The following is a 14840-nucleotide window of genomic DNA, read 5'->3' as shown; positions in this document are numbered from 1 at the left end:
AACAGCACACATGGACAGCACCGCCGCCACCGCGCTGCCCGACCTCTGGGACCGTCTCGTCGGCACCCAGCCCGACCCCGATCTGTGGGTGGTGATCGCCACCCTGGTCGCCGCGCTCGCCGCGGTCGTCCCGCCCTCCGTGTGGCGCGTCGCGCGCAACGCGATCACCATCGCCCACGAGGGCGGCCACGGCCTGGTGGCGCTGGTCACCGGCCGCCGATTGACGGGCATACGCCTGCACTCCGACACCAGTGGCCTGACCGTGAGCCGGGGCAAGCCGACCGGCCCGGGCATGATCCTCACCGCGGCGGCCGGCTACACCGCTCCCCCGCTGCTGGGCCTGGGTGGCGCCGCGCTGCTGGCCGCCGGGCACATCACGCTGCTGCTGTGGGCGGCGACCGCCCTGCTCGTCGCCATGCTGCTCATGATCCGGAACGCCTACGGGGCGCTGACGGTGATCGTCACGGGCGCGGCCTTCCTGCTGGTGTCCTGGCTCGCCGGTCCCCAGGTGCAGGCGGCGTTCGCTTATGCGGTGGTGTGGTTCCTGCTGTTCGGCGGGGTGCGCCCGGCCTTCGAACTCCAGGTCAAGCGTGCACGCGGTGGAGCGGGCGACTCGGACGCGGACCAACTGTCCCGCCTGACGCACGTCCCCGCGGGCCTGTGGCTGTTCCTGTTCCACGCGGTGTCACTGTGCTCGCTGTTCATCGGGGGCAGCCGGCTGCTGGAGGGATGACAGCCGACCGCGGGAGGGACGACATCCGGCTGCCGAGGGGACGAGAAGGCGCCCCGAACAGCCCAGGGGCACGGGACCTGGACGATTCACGGCCCCGCCGCGCGGGCGCCACCAGCCGCAACGGCGCCGCACCCGAACCACGGCCTCCTTATAAAGTGGCCCTATGGCCCCGAACCCCGCGCACACCGCCCTCTGGCCCGCCCCGCACGCGAGCGGAGCCGTCGACGCGACGGTCCACGTGCCCGGGTCCAAGTCCGTCACCAACCGCGCCCTGGTGCTCGCCGCCCTCGCCTCCGAGCCCGGCTGGCTGCGCCGCCCCCTGCGGTCCCGCGACACGCTGCTGATGGCCGGTGCCCTGCGTGCCATGGGCGTCGGCATCGAGGAAGGCGTGGGCCCCGACGGCTCCGGAGAGGCCTGGCGCGTCCTCCCCACGGGCCTGCACGGCCCGGCCACCGTCGACGTCGGCAACGCCGGCACGGTCATGCGCTTCCTTCCGCCGGTCGCCGCGCTGGCCGACGGCCCCGTCCGCTTCGACGGCGACCCGCGGTCGTACGAGCGTCCCCTGAACGGCGTGATCGACGCGCTGCGCGCGCTCGGCGCCCGGATCGACGACGACGGCCGGGGCGCGCTGCCGCTGACCGTGCACGGCGGGGGCGCGCTGGACGGCGGCCCGGTGTCGATCGACGCCTCGTCCTCGTCGCAGTTCGTGTCCGCGCTGCTGCTGTCGGGACCGCGCTTCAACCAGGGCGTCGAGGTCCGCCACATCGGCGCCTCGCTGCCCTCCATGCCGCACATCCGGATGACGGTGGACATGCTGCGCGCGGTCGGCGCCCAGGTGGACACCCCGGAGTCGGGCGGCGAGCCGAACGTGTGGCGGGTCACCCCGGGCGCCCTGCTCGGCCGCGACCTGACCATCGAGCCGGACCTGTCCAACGCTCAGCCGTTCCTGGCGGCGGCCCTGGTCACCGGCGGCAAGGTGCTCGTCCCGGACTGGCCGTCCCGGACGACCCAGCCGGGTGACCGGCTGCGCGAGATCTTCACCGAAATGGGCGGTTCCTGCGAACTGACCGAGTACGGGCTGGAGTTCACCGGTTCGGGTGCCATCCACGGCATCGATGTCGACCTGAGCGACGTGGGCGAGCTGACCCCGGGCATCGCGGCGGTCGCCGCCCTCGCGGACTCCCCCTCCACCCTGCGGGGCGTGGCCCATCTGCGCCTGCACGAGACGGACCGGCTGGCCGCGCTCACCAAGGAGATCAACGAGCTCGGCGGCGACGTCACCGAGACGGCCGACGGCCTGCACATCCGCCCGCGCCGACTGCACGGCGGCGTCTTCCACACCTACGAGGACCACCGCATGGCGACCGCCGGCGCGATCATCGGCCTGGCGGTCGAGGGCGTGCAGATCGAGAACGTGGCGACCACGGCGAAGACGCTGCCGGACTTCCCCGACATGTGGGCCGGGATGCTCGGGAGCGACAGGGCGTAGGGGACCGACCGCCATGCGCCGCTACGGCAAGCACACCGACGAGGACGACATCCGCAGCCGCCCGAACCGCAAGGGCAACCGGCCTCGCACGAACATCCGCCCGAAACACGAGGACGCCGCCGAGGGCATGGTCCTCACCGTGGACCGGGGCCGTCTGACCTGCCTCGTCGACGACATGCCGATCGTGGCGATGAAGGCCCGTGAACTTGGCCGCAAGGCGGCGGTGGTCGGCGACCGGGTGGCCCTCGTCGGCGATCTGTCCGGGAAGAAGGACACCCTCGCCCGTATCGTCCGCATCGAGGAGCGCACCTCGCTGCTGCGCCGGACCGCCGACGACGACGACCCGTACGAGCGCGTGGTCGTCGCCAACGCCGACCAGCTGGCCATCGTCACGGCCCTGGCCGACCCGGAGCCGCGCCCCCGCCTGATCGACCGCTGTCTGGTCGCGGCCTACGACGGCGGCCTCGAACCCCTGCTGGTGATGACCAAGTCGGACCTGGCCCCGCCAGACAAGCTGCTGGAGCTCTACGGAGACCTGGACATCCCCTACGTCGTCACCAGCCGCGAGGAGTTGGAGAACGGCGACGCGGCCGACCGCGTCCGCGAGCACCTCGACGGCAAGATCACGGCGTTCGTGGGTCACTCGGGCGTGGGCAAGACGACCCTGGTCAACGCTCTCGTCCCGCAGGACCGCCGCCGTACGACGGGCCGGGTGAACGCGGTGACGGGCCGCGGCCGCCACACCACGACCTCGGCGCTCGCGCTGCCGCTCACCGGCGCGAACGGCTGGGTCGTCGACACCCCGGGCGTACGGTCCTTCGGCCTCGCGCACATCGACCCGTCCCGGGTCATCCACGCCTTCCCGGACCTGGAGCCCGGCACCGAGGGCTGCCCGCGCGCGTGCAGTCACGACGAGCCGGACTGCGCGCTGGACGAGTGGGTGGCCGAGGGTCACGCGGACCCGGCACGGCTGTATTCGCTGCGCCGGCTGCTGGCGACGCGGGAGAGCAAGGAAGGCGACTGACCACCGCGTTGTTTGCCTTGACGCGAGTCCGGTAAGTGCATAGTCCGGTACGTGCACAATCGCACCGAGCCGGACCTACGGGAGGACAGCACATGGCGTGGCTGCTGGTCATCGTGGCCGGAATGCTGGAGACCGGTTTCGCCGTGTCCCTCAAGCTCTCCCACGGCTTCACCCGGCTGTGGCCCACGATCGCGTTCTGCGTCTTCGCCCTGGGAAGCTTCGGTCTGCTGACCCTTTCCCTGAGGAAGCTGGACGTGGGCCCCGCCTACGCGGTGTGGACCGGCATCGGCGCGGCGGGCACCGCGATCTACGGCATGGCCTTCCTCGGCGACCTGGTCTCGACACTGAAGATCGTCTCGATCAGCCTCGTCATCATCGGCGTGATCGGCCTGCAGCTGTCGGGCTCGGCCCGCTAGACGGCGCACCGCTCGTACGGCACGCTCCCGAACCCCCTTGCCTCCGGGGCGGGTTCGGGGGACGACCGGGGAAGGGTCACGCCGACTGCCGGTGGAGGGCGCCCCGCACCAGTTCGGCGATCCCGCCCTCCCCCGGCGGCGCGGCCACGAAGGACAGGGCGAGGCGTACGACGAGTTCGCAGGACCGGGTGAGCTCGCCGCCGTCGCCCCGCGCACCGCCACCGCCGGGCCCGGCGAGCACAGCCACCGCCCGGTCCCGCACGATCTGCACGAAGTCCCCCGGCGACGGCAGCGGGCCGTCCGCCCGGCGCTGTGCCGGTACGGCCGAGGCGGAGGGCACGGCGGAGAGGGTCGGCGCGGGCAGACGCTCGCTCCAGCAACCGGTGAGCATGGCGCGCACGAGGTCGTTCTCGCGGGCGGCCGAGGCGGTCCACTCGGCGGTGGCGGTCAGCCGGTCCCAGGGTTCGGAGTAACTGGCGAGGGCGCGCTCCACCCCCGCGAGATATCCGTCGGCCTCCCTGCGCACCAGCGCCCTGGCCAGCCCCTCCTTGCTCCCGAACTCGTTGTACAGCGTCTGCCGGGACACCCCGGCCGCAGCCGCCACATCCACCATCCGCACGGCGGACCACGGCCGACGCGCAAGCGCCGTGTACGCGGCGTCCAGTAGGGATTCCCGCGCTGCAGGCATCATCGCCTCCCTGGGGCGAGCGGCTCTGCGCCCAGATTTGACGCGCACGAATGCACTGTCAAGGGTTCGCGAGGGTACCGAGGGGCGCCCTTCGGCCACCGCACGCGGGGCGCTGCTGGCCGCGGTTGGAGTGTTTCTCACGGAACGTCACCGGACGCGGCTGGGGCGTCTCGCGGACTGTTCCCGGCCGCGGCTGGGGCACCTTTGCGGCACGGTCCCGGACACGGGTGGGGCGCCTTCGCGGAACGACTCCGGACACGGTCGGGGCGTGTTGCCGAACGGCCCCGGACACGGTTGAGGCACCTTTGCCGAACGACCCTGGACACGGCCGGGACGTCCTTACGGAACAGCCCGGACACGACTGAGGCATCTCCGCCGAACGACCCCCGACACGACCGGGGCATCTTCGCGGAACGACCCTGGACACGGCCGGGACGTCCTTACGGAACAGCCCGGACACGACTGAGGCATCTTCGCCGAACGACCCCCGACACGGCTCAGGCGCCTTCGCCGAACGGCCCCGTGTAGCCGTGCGGCGACCACGGCGGATACCGTTCGTCCCATGCCGGACTACCTTGACGACCTCCGCCTCGCCCACGTCCTCGCGGACGCGGCCGACGCCGCCACCATGGACCGTTTCAAGGCGCTCGACCTCAAGGTCGAGACCAAGCCGGACATGACCCCGGTGAGCGAAGCGGACAAGGCCGCCGAGGAGCTCATCCGCGGGCAGCTCCAGCGCGCCCGCCCGCGGGACGCGGTCCTGGGCGAGGAGTACGGCATCGAGGGCACCGGCCCACGCCGCTGGGTGATCGACCCGATCGACGGCACCAAGAACTACGTGCGCGGCGTCCCCGTCTGGGCCACCCTGATCTCCCTGACGGAGGCGGGGGAGGGCGGCTTCCAGCCCGTCGTCGGCGTCGTCTCCGCCCCCGCCCTCGGCCGCCGCTGGTGGGCCGCGAAGGGCCACGGTGCCTTCACCGGCCGCAGTCTGGCCTCGGCGACCCGCATCCACGTCTCGCGCGTCTCCAAGCTCGCGGACGCCTCGTTCGCGTACTCCTCGCTGAGCGGCTGGGAGGAGCGCGGCCGGCTGAACGGCTTCCTCGACCTGACCCGCGAGGTCTGGCGCACGCGCGCGTACGGCGACTTCTGGCCCTACATGATGGTCGCCGAGGGTTCGGTGGACATCTGCGCCGAACCCGAGCTGTCCCTGTGGGACATGGCCGCCAACGCGATCGTCGTCACGGAGGCCGGCGGCACCTTCACCGGCCTCGACGCCCGCCCCGGCCCGCACAGCGGCAACGCGGCCGCGTCGAACGGTCTGCTCCACGACGAGTTGCTGGGGTATCTCAACCAGCGCTACTGAGCAGCACGAGGTGATCACGCACGCCCTCAACTGGCTGCGCGCGCCCTCTTGTTGACCTCCGCTTTACCTGCCACTCTGAAGACACCCTCATTTGTGAACTTGTGAATCCCTGAACTATGTCAGTGATTCGTAGGAGGTGGCTCCAGACCATGCTCGTTCGCGACGCCATGAGCACGGTGGTCCTGACCATCGGCCCGGCACACACCCTCCGACAAGCCGCCGCCCTGATGTCCGCCCGCCGCGTGGGCGCCGCCATCGTGCTCGACCCCGACGAGGGCGGCATCGGCATCCTCACCGAACGCGACATCCTCAACTCCGTCGGCCTGGGCCAGAACCCGGACACGGAACGCACCCACGCCCACACCACCAACAACGTCGTGTTCGCCACGCCCAACTGGACGCTGGAGGAGGCGGCCCGCGCCATGGCGCACGGCGGCTTCCGGCACCTCATCGTCCTCGACCACGGCGAGCCCGCCGGAATCGTCTCGGTCCGCGACATCATCCGCTGCTGGGCTCCCGCGCGGGAGCCCGCACCGGCACTCTGAACACGCGAAACGGGCCGGACCCCGACCTCTCGGGGATCCGGCCCGCCACCACGGCAAGCGACGCGGTACTGCTGTGTGTCAGCCGCGCAGGGCCTGGACCGTGGCCTCCAGCCGCTTGCCGAGGTCACCGTCCGCCTGGCGGAAGTTGCCGATCGCGCGCTCGGCGATGTCGTCGCGCGAGACCCTGGCGATGAAGCCCGCCAGGTTCTCGACGAGCCGGCCCTGCTCGTCCTCGGACATCAGCCGGTAGAGGTTGCCCGCCTGGACGAAGTCGTCGTCCTCGGCATGCACGGGGGCGGCGTGGTCGCCGGTCCCGCCGGTCACCGGGGTGGACTGCCACAGCGGACGGTCCGTCTGGAACGGCCCGCCGAAGCTGTTGGGCTCGTAGTTCTTCGCGCCTCCGTGGCGGCCGTCGTACAGAAAGCCGTCACGGGAGTGGGTGCGCGCCTCGGTGGCGTGCGGGCGGTTCACCGGCAGATGGTCGGCGTTGATGCCGACGCGGTAGCGGTGGGCGTCGCCGTACGCGAAGAGGCGGCCCTGGAGCATCTTGTCGGGCGAGGGACCGATGCCCGGCACGAAGTGGGCGGGCGAGAAGACGCTCTGCTCGACCTCGGCGAAGAGGTTCTCCGGGTTGCGGTTGAGCTCCAGCTTGCCGATCTCGATCGGCGGGTAGTCCGCGTGCGGCCACACCTTGGTGACGTCGAACGGGTTGAAGCGGTACGTCGCCGCGTCCGCCGCCGGCATGATCTGCACCTGCACGGTCCAGGTCGGGAAGTCGCCGCGCTCGATGGCCTCGCGCAGATCGCGCTGGTGCGAGTCCGGGTCCTCGCCGGCGATCCGGTTGGCCTCGGCCTGGGTGAGGTTCTTGATCCCCTGGTCGGTCTTGAAGTGGTACTTGACCCAGAAGGCCTCGCCGGCCTCGTTGTTCCACTGGAAGGTGTGCGAACCGTAGCCGTTCATGTGGCGGTACGACGCCGGGATGCCGCGGTCGCCGAACAGCCAGGTCACCTGGTGCGTGGACTCGGGGGACAGCCCCCAGAAGTCCCACACGTTGTCGGCCTCCTGGGAGCCCGTGTACGGGTCGCGCTTCTGGGTGTGGATGAAGTCCGGGAACTTGATGGCGTCCTTGATGAAGAACACCGGGGTGTTGTTGCCGACGAGGTCGTAGTTGCCCTCTTCGGTGTAGAACTTCAGCGCCCAGCCACGAGGATCGCGCACCGCGTCCGCGGCACCCAGGTTGCCGGCCACGGTCGAGAAGCGCAGGAAGACCTCGGTCTGCTTGCCGACCTCGGAGAGGAACGCGGCGCGCGTGTAGGGCGTGACATCGGCGGTCACCGTGAAGGTGCCGTACGCACCCGCGCCCCGGGCATGCACCACCCGCTCCGGGATGCGCTCACGGTTGAAGTGGGCCAGCTTCTCCAGGAGCAGCTGGTCCTGGACGAGGACGGGGCCACCGACGCCCGCGGTCTCGCTGTTCTGGTTGTCGGCGACCGGAGCACCGGCCTCCGTCGTAAGCGGTCCCTGCGTCACGTAAGCCTCCAGCACCATTACCAACACTTCTGTCTCTTGCTGTCCCTTGGCCAAAGCCAGCCTAGATCCTACAATAGACAATATCTAAATCAAGTAGACCTCCAAACTCACACCTGTTCGGGACTTGGGTCCCCTTGCTGTTAGGCTGGTCCTCATGAGCGACCTTCTGGAACGGCTGCGCGGACGCGGATGGCGGATGACCGCGCAGCGGCGCGTCGTGGCCGAGGTTCTGGACGGCGAACACGTCCACCTGACGGCCGACGAGGTACACGCGCGTGCCGTCGCGAAGCTGCCGGAGATCTCCCGGGCGACCGTCTACAACACGCTGGGTGAACTGGTGACCCTCGGCGAGGTGCTCGAGGTCTCCACGGACAAGCGGGCCAAGCGGTACGACCCGAACGCACACCGGCCGCACCACCACCTGGTCTGCGCCCAGTGCGGCGCGATCCGCGACGTCCACCCGACCGGCAACCCGCTGGCCGACCTCCCCGACTCGGAACGCTTCGGCTTCGCGGTCTCGGACGTAGAGGTGACGTACCGCGGCACCTGCCCCAACTGCGCAGCGGCCTGACACCCACGCCCCGAGCCCCGGCACCGCATGTGCCGGGGCTCAGCGCTGGCACCACAAACACCGAAGGACCCGGATCGAATGATCCGGGCCCTTCGGCCTTCAGTAGCGGGGACAGGATTTGAACCTGCGACCTCTGGGTTATGAGCCCAGCGAGCTACCGAGCTGCTCCACCCCGCGTCGGTGAACGCAACATTACGTCAAGAACGCGGAGCGAGGCAAATTGCTTGTCCGGGGGTGCTGGGGCGGAGCCCAGCAGACCGGGATCTGGGCCGCGGCCCCAGGCAACGGCGACCGGCCGGCCGACCGAGCCAGGCACACAGCGGTAGGGGGCGCAGCCCCCGCCGGGACCCGGGGCGCAGCCCCAGGAAACAGCAACCTCTTGGCCGCCCGAGCCAGGGGGTCAGCGACCCAGCCCCACCGGGACCCGGGGCGCAGCCCACGGAAACAGCGACCTCCCGGCCGACCGAGCCACGCACGCAGGGGCGCAGGGGGCGCAGCCCCCGCCGGGGTCTGGGGCGGAGCCCCAGGGAGCGGCAACCTCTGGCCTCCCGAGTCCGGTGGGCGGGCGGGCAAAGAAGCCGCCCAAGCTCAGCGCAGCGTCACGCCGACAACTCCTCCCGCAACGCATCCCGCAACCGCGCCGCCCGTTCACTGACCTCCTCCGGCCCCAGCGACACCGCCCGGTCGGCCCACCGCTGCCCCTCCGCCAGCTCACCCCGACGCGCGTAGACGAGGGCGAGCCGGAGCGCCGCCCGCCCATGCCCCGCGTCAGCGGCCCGCGTCCACCACACCGCCGCCTCCGGCTCGCTCCCCTCCCGCGCCAGCAGCAGCCCCAGATTGAACGCCCCGTTCCGGGAGCCGGCCTCGGCAGCCTCCCGGTACCACCGCGCCGCCTCCACGACGTCACCGCGCGCAGCGGCCAGCATCCCGACCCGCACCTGCGCCCGCCGATGCCCCTGAGAAGCCGCCCGCTCGTACCACTCCTCGCACTCGGTCTTCTCGTGCACCGACTCCCCGAGCTCATGTGCGGACGCCGCCGGCTGCCGCGCGTCCAGCACGGTGGCCAGCCGGTACGCGGCCTCCGCGCTCCCCCCGCCCGCCGCGCACCGCAGATGCCGCTCGGCCTCCTGCTCGTTCCCGTCCCGTAGTCGAGCCATCCCGACCTGCAGCGCCGCCTCCGTGTGCCCGGCGGCGGCCGCCCGCTCGTACCACCGCAGCGCGACCACGGCATCGTCCTCGGTGCCCCGCCCGGCGTACAGGATCCCCAGGTTGAACGCGGCGTCCACGCTCCCCGCCTCGGCCGCCTTGGAGAACCACGGCTCGGCCCCGGTCGTGTCGCCCCCCTGCAGCAGCAGGATCGCCAGCGCGTTCGCCGCCTCCCGGTGCCCGGCGTACGCGGCCCGCCGGTACCACTGCTCGGCCTGCGCGGTCCGCCCCTGCTCGGCGCAGAGCAGCCCCAGGTTGTACGCCCCGTTGTCGTCCCCGGCGTCCATCGCCGCCCGGTACCACCGCTCGGCCGTCTGCGTCTCCCCGCGCTCGGCGTGCAGCGCGCCCAGCGCGTTCGCCGCGTTGCCGTCACCGTCCTGCGCGGCCCGCAGCCACCACACGGCGGCACTCTCGGTGTCCCCGGCGTCACGCAGCAGGAACCCGAGCGCACAGGCGGCCCGCGCCTCCCCGTCCTTGGCGGAGGTCAGATACCAGCGCCCGGCCTCCTTGAGCTCGCCCCGCTTCTCCAGGATCGCCCCGAGCTGCAGCGCGGCCCGCCGGTGCCCGCGCGCGGCGGCCTGCCGGTACCACTGCTCGGCCTCCTCCAGGAAGACGTTCGCGACACCGTTGTCAGCGCCGCCGTCCCCCTCCGCCCCGGCCTTGCGATCAAGCGCGCGAGCAAGCCGGTACGCCGCCTCGCGATGCCCGCGCTCGGCCGCGGCCCGCATCCACTGCTCGGCGCCGGCGACCCCCCGGTGCTCCAGCAGGTCGGCGAGCGCGTACGCGCCCAGCGCGTGCCCCTGCTCGGCGGACTGCCGCAGCCAGTACTCGGCGGCGGGCTCGTCCCCGCGCTCCCGGTGGTGACGGCCCAGCGCGTGCGCCGCGGCCGCGGAACCGGCGACGGCAGCGATCCGCCACCATCCGGCGGCCTCCTCGGCATAGCCGCGCTGGTGCAGCAGGACACCGAGGTTGTTGGCGGCGGCACGGTCGCCGGCGGCGGTGGCGCCGCGCAGATGGGGCTCGGCTCCGTCGAGGTCGCCACGGCGCAGCAGCATGGCCCCGAGGACGCTCATCGCCTCGATGTCACCGGCCTCCACGGCAAGCCGCTGACGTACCTCCTCGACAGCCTCACCGGCCTCGTCCCGGCCGGAGGGCTGCACCAAGTCGGAAGGCTCCACCACGTCAGAAGGCTGCGCATGGTCAGAATTCTGCGCAAAACGCCCGGTCTCCAACAGAGTTGCCTTGTCCCCCATAACGTCCATCGTCGCACCACCTGCAACCTCGGTACACCCGGTATACCGCAGCCCGGGAGGTCACTTCAGCGTTTTGTCGACATGCCCACAGAGAGACAAGTCAAACACACATGGGCCAAGTCCCCACGACGGCACGGCGACACCGCCGACCGGCACATGCGTTCGCACACCACGAAGGCCCGGATCCTGAATGGATCCGGGCCTTCGACTTCAGTAGCGGGGACAGGATTTGAACCTGCGACCTCTGGGTTATGAGCCCAGCGAGCTACCGAGCTGCTCCACCCCGCGCCGTTGTGCGGCAACCGTATCACGTCACGGGATGAAGAATTGATCAGCCGCTGCTCGGACTGCCGCTCGGACTGGGACTGCCGCTCGGACTCGGGCTACCACTCGGGCTCGGACTGCCGCCCGGCTTCCCGTCGTTGTTGCCGCCGCCGGCCTTGTCACCCTTCGACTGCGCGTCCTCGGCCCGCTTCAGCGCGTCCTGCAGGTCCTTCTGCGCCCTGCCGTACGCCTCCCAGTCGCCCTTCTTCAGGGCTTCCTGCCCCGCGTCGAAGGCCTTCTGGGCATCGCTCAGCGCCTGTTGGACCGTCGGGTTGCCGGACGTCGGCGGATTGTCGGTGCCGGTGTCCGGTGGCGTACTGGTCGAACCCTTCACTCCGAAGACCTTGTCGAGGGCCTGGTCGAGTGTGTTCTCGAAGGCATAGCTGGTGCCGTAGCTCACCAATACCTTCCGCAGCAGCGGGTACTTGAGACCGCCGCCACGCACATAGACGGGCTCCACGTAGAGCAGTCCGCCGTCGAGCGGCACCGCCAGCAGGTTGCCGTACTCCACACTCGAATGCCCGCGGCTCAGCAGGCTGATGGCCGAGGCGATGTCCTGTTCGGAGTTGAACTGACTCTGAACCTGTTTGGGCCCGTTGACCGTTGTGCTCGTCGGCAGTTTCAGGATTCTGATCTTGCCGTAGTCGGGCGTGCCGGCCTCGGCGTCGATCGACATGTAGGCGCTGAGGTTGTCACGCCCGTTCGGGGTGAACGCCGTGGACAGCGAGAACGCCTGCGACATCTGGCCGGGCATCTTCATGCTCAGGTAGTACGGTGGCACCGCGTTGCCCGACTTGTTGGTCGGGTCGTCCGGCACCTGCCAGACCTCGCTGCCGGTCAGGAAGGTCTGCGCGTCCGTCACGTGGTAGCGGGTGAGCAGCTCGCGCTGGACCTTGAACAGGTCCTGCGGGTAGCGCAGATGGGCCATCAGCGAGTCGGAGATGGCCGTCTTCGGCTTCACCGTGCCGGGGAAGGCCTTCATCCAGGTCTTCAGCACGGGATCCTTGGTGTCCCACTCGTAGAGCTTGACGTCGCCGGTGTACGCGTCGACGGTCGCCTTCACCGAGTTGCGGATGTAGTTGACCTGGTTCTGCTGGGCCACCACCGCACGGGAGTTGTTGGTGGCGGTCAGCGAGTCGGCGGTCGTATCACCCAGGGTCGTACGGGAGGCGTACGGGTAGCCGTTCGTCGTCGTGTACGCGTCCACGATCCACTGGATGTGACCGTCCACGACCGCCGGGTAGGCGTCCCCGTCGATGGTCAGCCAGGGGGCGACCGCCTCGACCCGGTCCTTGGGCGTGCGGTTGTACAGGATGCGCGATCCCTCGCCGATCGCGCCGGAGTAGAGGATCTGCGGCTCGTTGAACGCCACCGCGTACGCGGCCCGGTTGATCGGGTTGGCGAGGTTGACGCCGCTCTTGCCGCGGTAACTCGTCGTCTTCTCACCGTTGTCGGTGGAGTAGTCGATCTCCTTCTGAGGACCGCCGACGATCGAGTACGTGGTGGTCTTCTCGCCGTAGTAGACCCGCTGCTCGTAGGTGGGCAGGTCACCGGTGGTGGGCAGGTTCTTCTCGGTGAAGACCGGTTCGCCGCCGCTGGCCTCGGTGCCCTTGGCCGCGACGAATCCGAAGCCGTGCGTGTAGCGGAAGTGGTCGTTGATCCAGTTGTTCTTCGGGATGCCGTCCAGGTTCAGCTCGCGCAGCCCGACGACCGTGTCCTGGTCCTTGCCGTCCGTGGTGGAGTACCGGTCGACATCCAGGTTGGTCGGGAACCCGTAGAAGTTCTTCATCTGCTGAAGCTGCTGGAACGTCGGCGAGACGATGTTCGGGTCCATGATGCGGATGCTGGCCGTGTCCGCCACGTCGTCGCGCAGCTTGGTCTTGTCCGAGGTGGTGGACGTGCCCGAGTACTCGGTGACCTTGGCGTCGTCGATGCCGTACGCCTCACGGGTCGCCTTGAGGTTCTTCTGGACGTACGGGGCTTCCTTGGCCTGCTCGTTGGGCTGGACCTGGAACTTCTGGACGATGGCCGGGTACAGGCCGCCGATGAGGATCGCCGAGAGCACCATCAGACCGAAGCCGATGACGGGCAGCTGCCAGGTGCGCCGCCACAGGGTGGCGAAGAACAGCAGCGCGCAGATGACGGCGATGCAGAACAGGATCGTCTTGGCCGGGAGATAGGCGTTCGCGTCGACGTACCTCAGGCCCGTCCAGTTCCCGGTCGCCTTGAAGTCGCTGGACTTGACGGCGAGTCCGTACCGGTCGAGCCAGTAGGCGACCGCCTTCAGGGCGACGAAGATGCCGAGGAGCACCGACAGGTGTCCGGTGGCCGCGCCCGTGGCGCGCGCCCCCGGGCTGGTGACGCGCAGCCCGCCGTACAGGTAGTGGGTCAGCGCGGCGGCGATCAGGGACAGGATCGCGGTGGCGAAGCCGAAGCCCAGCAGAAAGCGGTACCAGGGAAGATCGAAGGCGTAGAAGGACACGTCGAGATGGAACTGCGGGTCCTTCTGATGGAAGGGCACGCCGTTGACCCACAACAGCCAGGTCCGCCACTGACCCGCCGCGGACGCGCCCGCGATCAGGCCCACCAGCGCGGTGATGCCGAGCAGCAGCCACGTCTTGTACGGCGCGATGCCCATCCGGTAGCGGTCGAGGCTCTGCTGCTCCATGGACATGGCGCTCAGCGGGGGCCTCAGCCGGTGCGCGAGCCAGATGTTGAAGCCGACCGCGGCCGCCATCAGCAGGCCGAAGACGAAGAAGAGCCCGATCTTGGTCCACAGCGTGGTGGTGAACACGGACGAGTAGTGCACCGAGCGGTACCACAGCCAGTCCGTCCAGAAGCCCGCGAACATGGTGAACGCCATGCCGAGGACGGCAAGCACGCCCAGTGTCATGAGCAGGCTGCGGGCGCGCCGGGACGGGCGGCCCACTCTGATCCGCGGCCCCGTCGGGCCCCCGCCGCGGTCCGGCATCTGGAAAGCCAAGGTGCGCACCTCGAAGTTCGCTGTTGATCCGTCAGGCCCTCGTGTTCGTGGACCGTCCGTGGCCCCCCGTGATCGTGGGCCCACATCTATGCAACTTACTCACCGTTTACTCGGTTCCCGATTCCGGCCGGGAACGAGGCAGGATTGTGACCATGTCCAACACTCCCATGGCAACGAGCCCGCTCACCCGGGCCGTACTCGAGATCGACGAGTACGCCTCCGGCCTCGGCTGGGACCAGCCCGCTCGCCTCTTCGCCCTCGTAGACACCGCACGGCTGCGGGCCCAGGAACCTGCCCTCGCGGCCCAGCTGGGCCTGCAGGAAGAGTCCGGCGCCACCGGTCTCACCCCGATCGAGCAGGACGAGGTTCCAACGGACAAGGCGCTCGACGAGTTCCTCGCCACCATCGCCTGGCCCGACGCGGTGGCCGGCTGCGCGCTCACTGTAGAGCGCCTGATGCTGCCGCCGTCCGCCGAGGCCCAGGTCCCGCAGGGCATGAGCGGGGCGAAGCTGGCCAAGTGGGTGGCCACCCACCCCGAGCGCCAGGAGGTCCGGATGACGGTCGCCGTCCTGCGCGACGGCACCCGCGAGTCCGCGGTGCGGCTGCGCGAGAAGGACACCCCGACGGAGGTTCTCACCGGCCCCGACCTGGTGCCCGGTCTGGCGGAGGCGCTGAAGGCGACGTTCGAGGACTGAGGTCCCGCGGTACGGCACTG

General features: G+C 70.3%; 12 protein-coding genes and 2 tRNA genes. 8 read left to right on the top strand and 6 right to left on the bottom strand.

Going from position 1 to position 14840, the window contains the following annotated elements:
- Positions 1 to 10: 10 nt before the first annotated feature.
- From N8I87_RS26745 to N8I87_RS26730, 4 genes are all read left to right on the top strand, one after another.
- Complete coding sequence (locus N8I87_RS26745) at positions 11 to 733, top strand: M50 family metallopeptidase (RefSeq protein WP_263212370.1); 723 nt, start codon at positions 11 to 13, stop codon at positions 731 to 733.
- Between the two features lie 163 nt (positions 734 to 896).
- Positions 897 to 2222: a 3-phosphoshikimate 1-carboxyvinyltransferase gene (aroA, locus tag N8I87_RS26740; RefSeq protein WP_263212368.1), complete on the top strand. Its 1326-nt coding sequence runs from the start codon at positions 897 to 899 to the stop codon at positions 2220 to 2222.
- 13 nt (positions 2223 to 2235) lie between these two features.
- The gene (gene rsgA / locus N8I87_RS26735) at positions 2236 to 3246 is read left to right on the top strand and encodes a ribosome small subunit-dependent GTPase A (protein WP_263212366.1); all 1011 of its coding nucleotides are present in this window, start codon (positions 2236 to 2238) and stop codon (positions 3244 to 3246) included.
- A gap of 92 nt (positions 3247 to 3338) precedes the next feature.
- Positions 3339 to 3662 (top strand): DMT family transporter, encoded by a 324-nt coding sequence (locus tag N8I87_RS26730; RefSeq protein WP_263212364.1) that lies wholly within the window; start codon positions 3339 to 3341, stop codon positions 3660 to 3662.
- Positions 3663 to 3738: 76 nt separating this feature from the next.
- Here N8I87_RS26730 and N8I87_RS26725 read toward each other — a convergent pair whose 3' ends face one another.
- Positions 3739 to 4350: a TetR/AcrR family transcriptional regulator gene (locus N8I87_RS26725; RefSeq protein ID WP_263212362.1), complete on the bottom strand. Its 612-nt coding sequence runs from the start codon at positions 4348 to 4350 to the stop codon at positions 3739 to 3741.
- Positions 4351 to 4912: 562 nt separating this feature from the next.
- On the opposite strand from N8I87_RS26725, the gene hisN reads away from it, so the two are divergent.
- Together hisN and N8I87_RS26715 are read left to right on the top strand one after the other, a co-directional pair.
- The gene (gene hisN, locus N8I87_RS26720) at positions 4913 to 5713 is read left to right on the top strand and encodes a histidinol-phosphatase (protein WP_263212361.1); all 801 of its coding nucleotides are present in this window, start codon (positions 4913 to 4915) and stop codon (positions 5711 to 5713) included.
- Positions 5714 to 5862: 149 nt separating this feature from the next.
- Positions 5863 to 6258 carry a CBS domain-containing protein gene (locus tag N8I87_RS26715; RefSeq protein WP_263212359.1) on the top strand — a complete coding sequence of 132 codons (396 nt, stop codon included), beginning with the start codon at positions 5863 to 5865 and terminating at the stop codon, positions 6256 to 6258.
- Positions 6259 to 6336: 78 nt separating this feature from the next.
- On the opposite strand, the gene N8I87_RS26710 is transcribed toward N8I87_RS26715, so the two are convergent.
- Positions 6337 to 7806 (bottom strand): catalase, encoded by a 1470-nt coding sequence (locus N8I87_RS26710; protein ID WP_263212358.1) that lies wholly within the window; start codon positions 7804 to 7806, stop codon positions 6337 to 6339.
- 136 nt (positions 7807 to 7942) lie between these two features.
- On the opposite strand from N8I87_RS26710, the gene N8I87_RS26705 reads away from it, so the two are divergent.
- The gene (locus tag N8I87_RS26705; RefSeq protein ID WP_263212357.1) at positions 7943 to 8359 is read left to right on the top strand and encodes a Fur family transcriptional regulator; all 417 of its coding nucleotides are present in this window, start codon (positions 7943 to 7945) and stop codon (positions 8357 to 8359) included.
- A gap of 103 nt (positions 8360 to 8462) precedes the next feature.
- Here N8I87_RS26705 and N8I87_RS26700 read toward each other — a convergent pair.
- The 4 genes from N8I87_RS26700 to N8I87_RS26685 all read right to left on the bottom strand — a co-directional run bounded on the left by N8I87_RS26700 (position 8463) and on the right by N8I87_RS26685 (position 14113).
- Positions 8463 to 8536, bottom strand: a tRNA-Met gene (locus N8I87_RS26700).
- Between the two features lie 422 nt (positions 8537 to 8958).
- The gene (locus tag N8I87_RS26695; protein ID WP_263212355.1) at positions 8959 to 10827 is read right to left on the bottom strand and encodes a tetratricopeptide repeat protein; all 1869 of its coding nucleotides are present in this window, start codon (positions 10825 to 10827) and stop codon (positions 8959 to 8961) included.
- A gap of 205 nt (positions 10828 to 11032) precedes the next feature.
- Positions 11033 to 11106 (bottom strand) — tRNA-Met (locus tag N8I87_RS26690).
- 43 nt (positions 11107 to 11149) lie between these two features.
- Positions 11150 to 14113: a UPF0182 family membrane protein gene (locus N8I87_RS26685; RefSeq protein WP_263216681.1), complete on the bottom strand. Its 2964-nt coding sequence runs from the start codon at positions 14111 to 14113 to the stop codon at positions 11150 to 11152.
- Positions 14114 to 14277: 164 nt separating this feature from the next.
- Here N8I87_RS26685 and N8I87_RS26680 point away from each other — a divergent pair, with 164 nt between their 5' ends.
- A complete protein-coding gene (locus tag N8I87_RS26680; protein WP_263212353.1) occupies positions 14278 to 14820 on the top strand; it encodes a PPA1309 family protein in 543 nt (180 codons plus the stop codon).
- The last annotated feature ends 20 nt before the right edge of the window (positions 14821 to 14840 follow it).

The sequence above is a fragment of the Streptomyces sp. HUAS 15-9 genome, assembly GCF_025642155.1.
Classification (GTDB): Bacteria; Actinomycetota; Actinomycetes; order Streptomycetales; family Streptomycetaceae; genus Streptomyces.
This window is presented reverse-complemented; position numbering and strand designations above follow the sequence as displayed.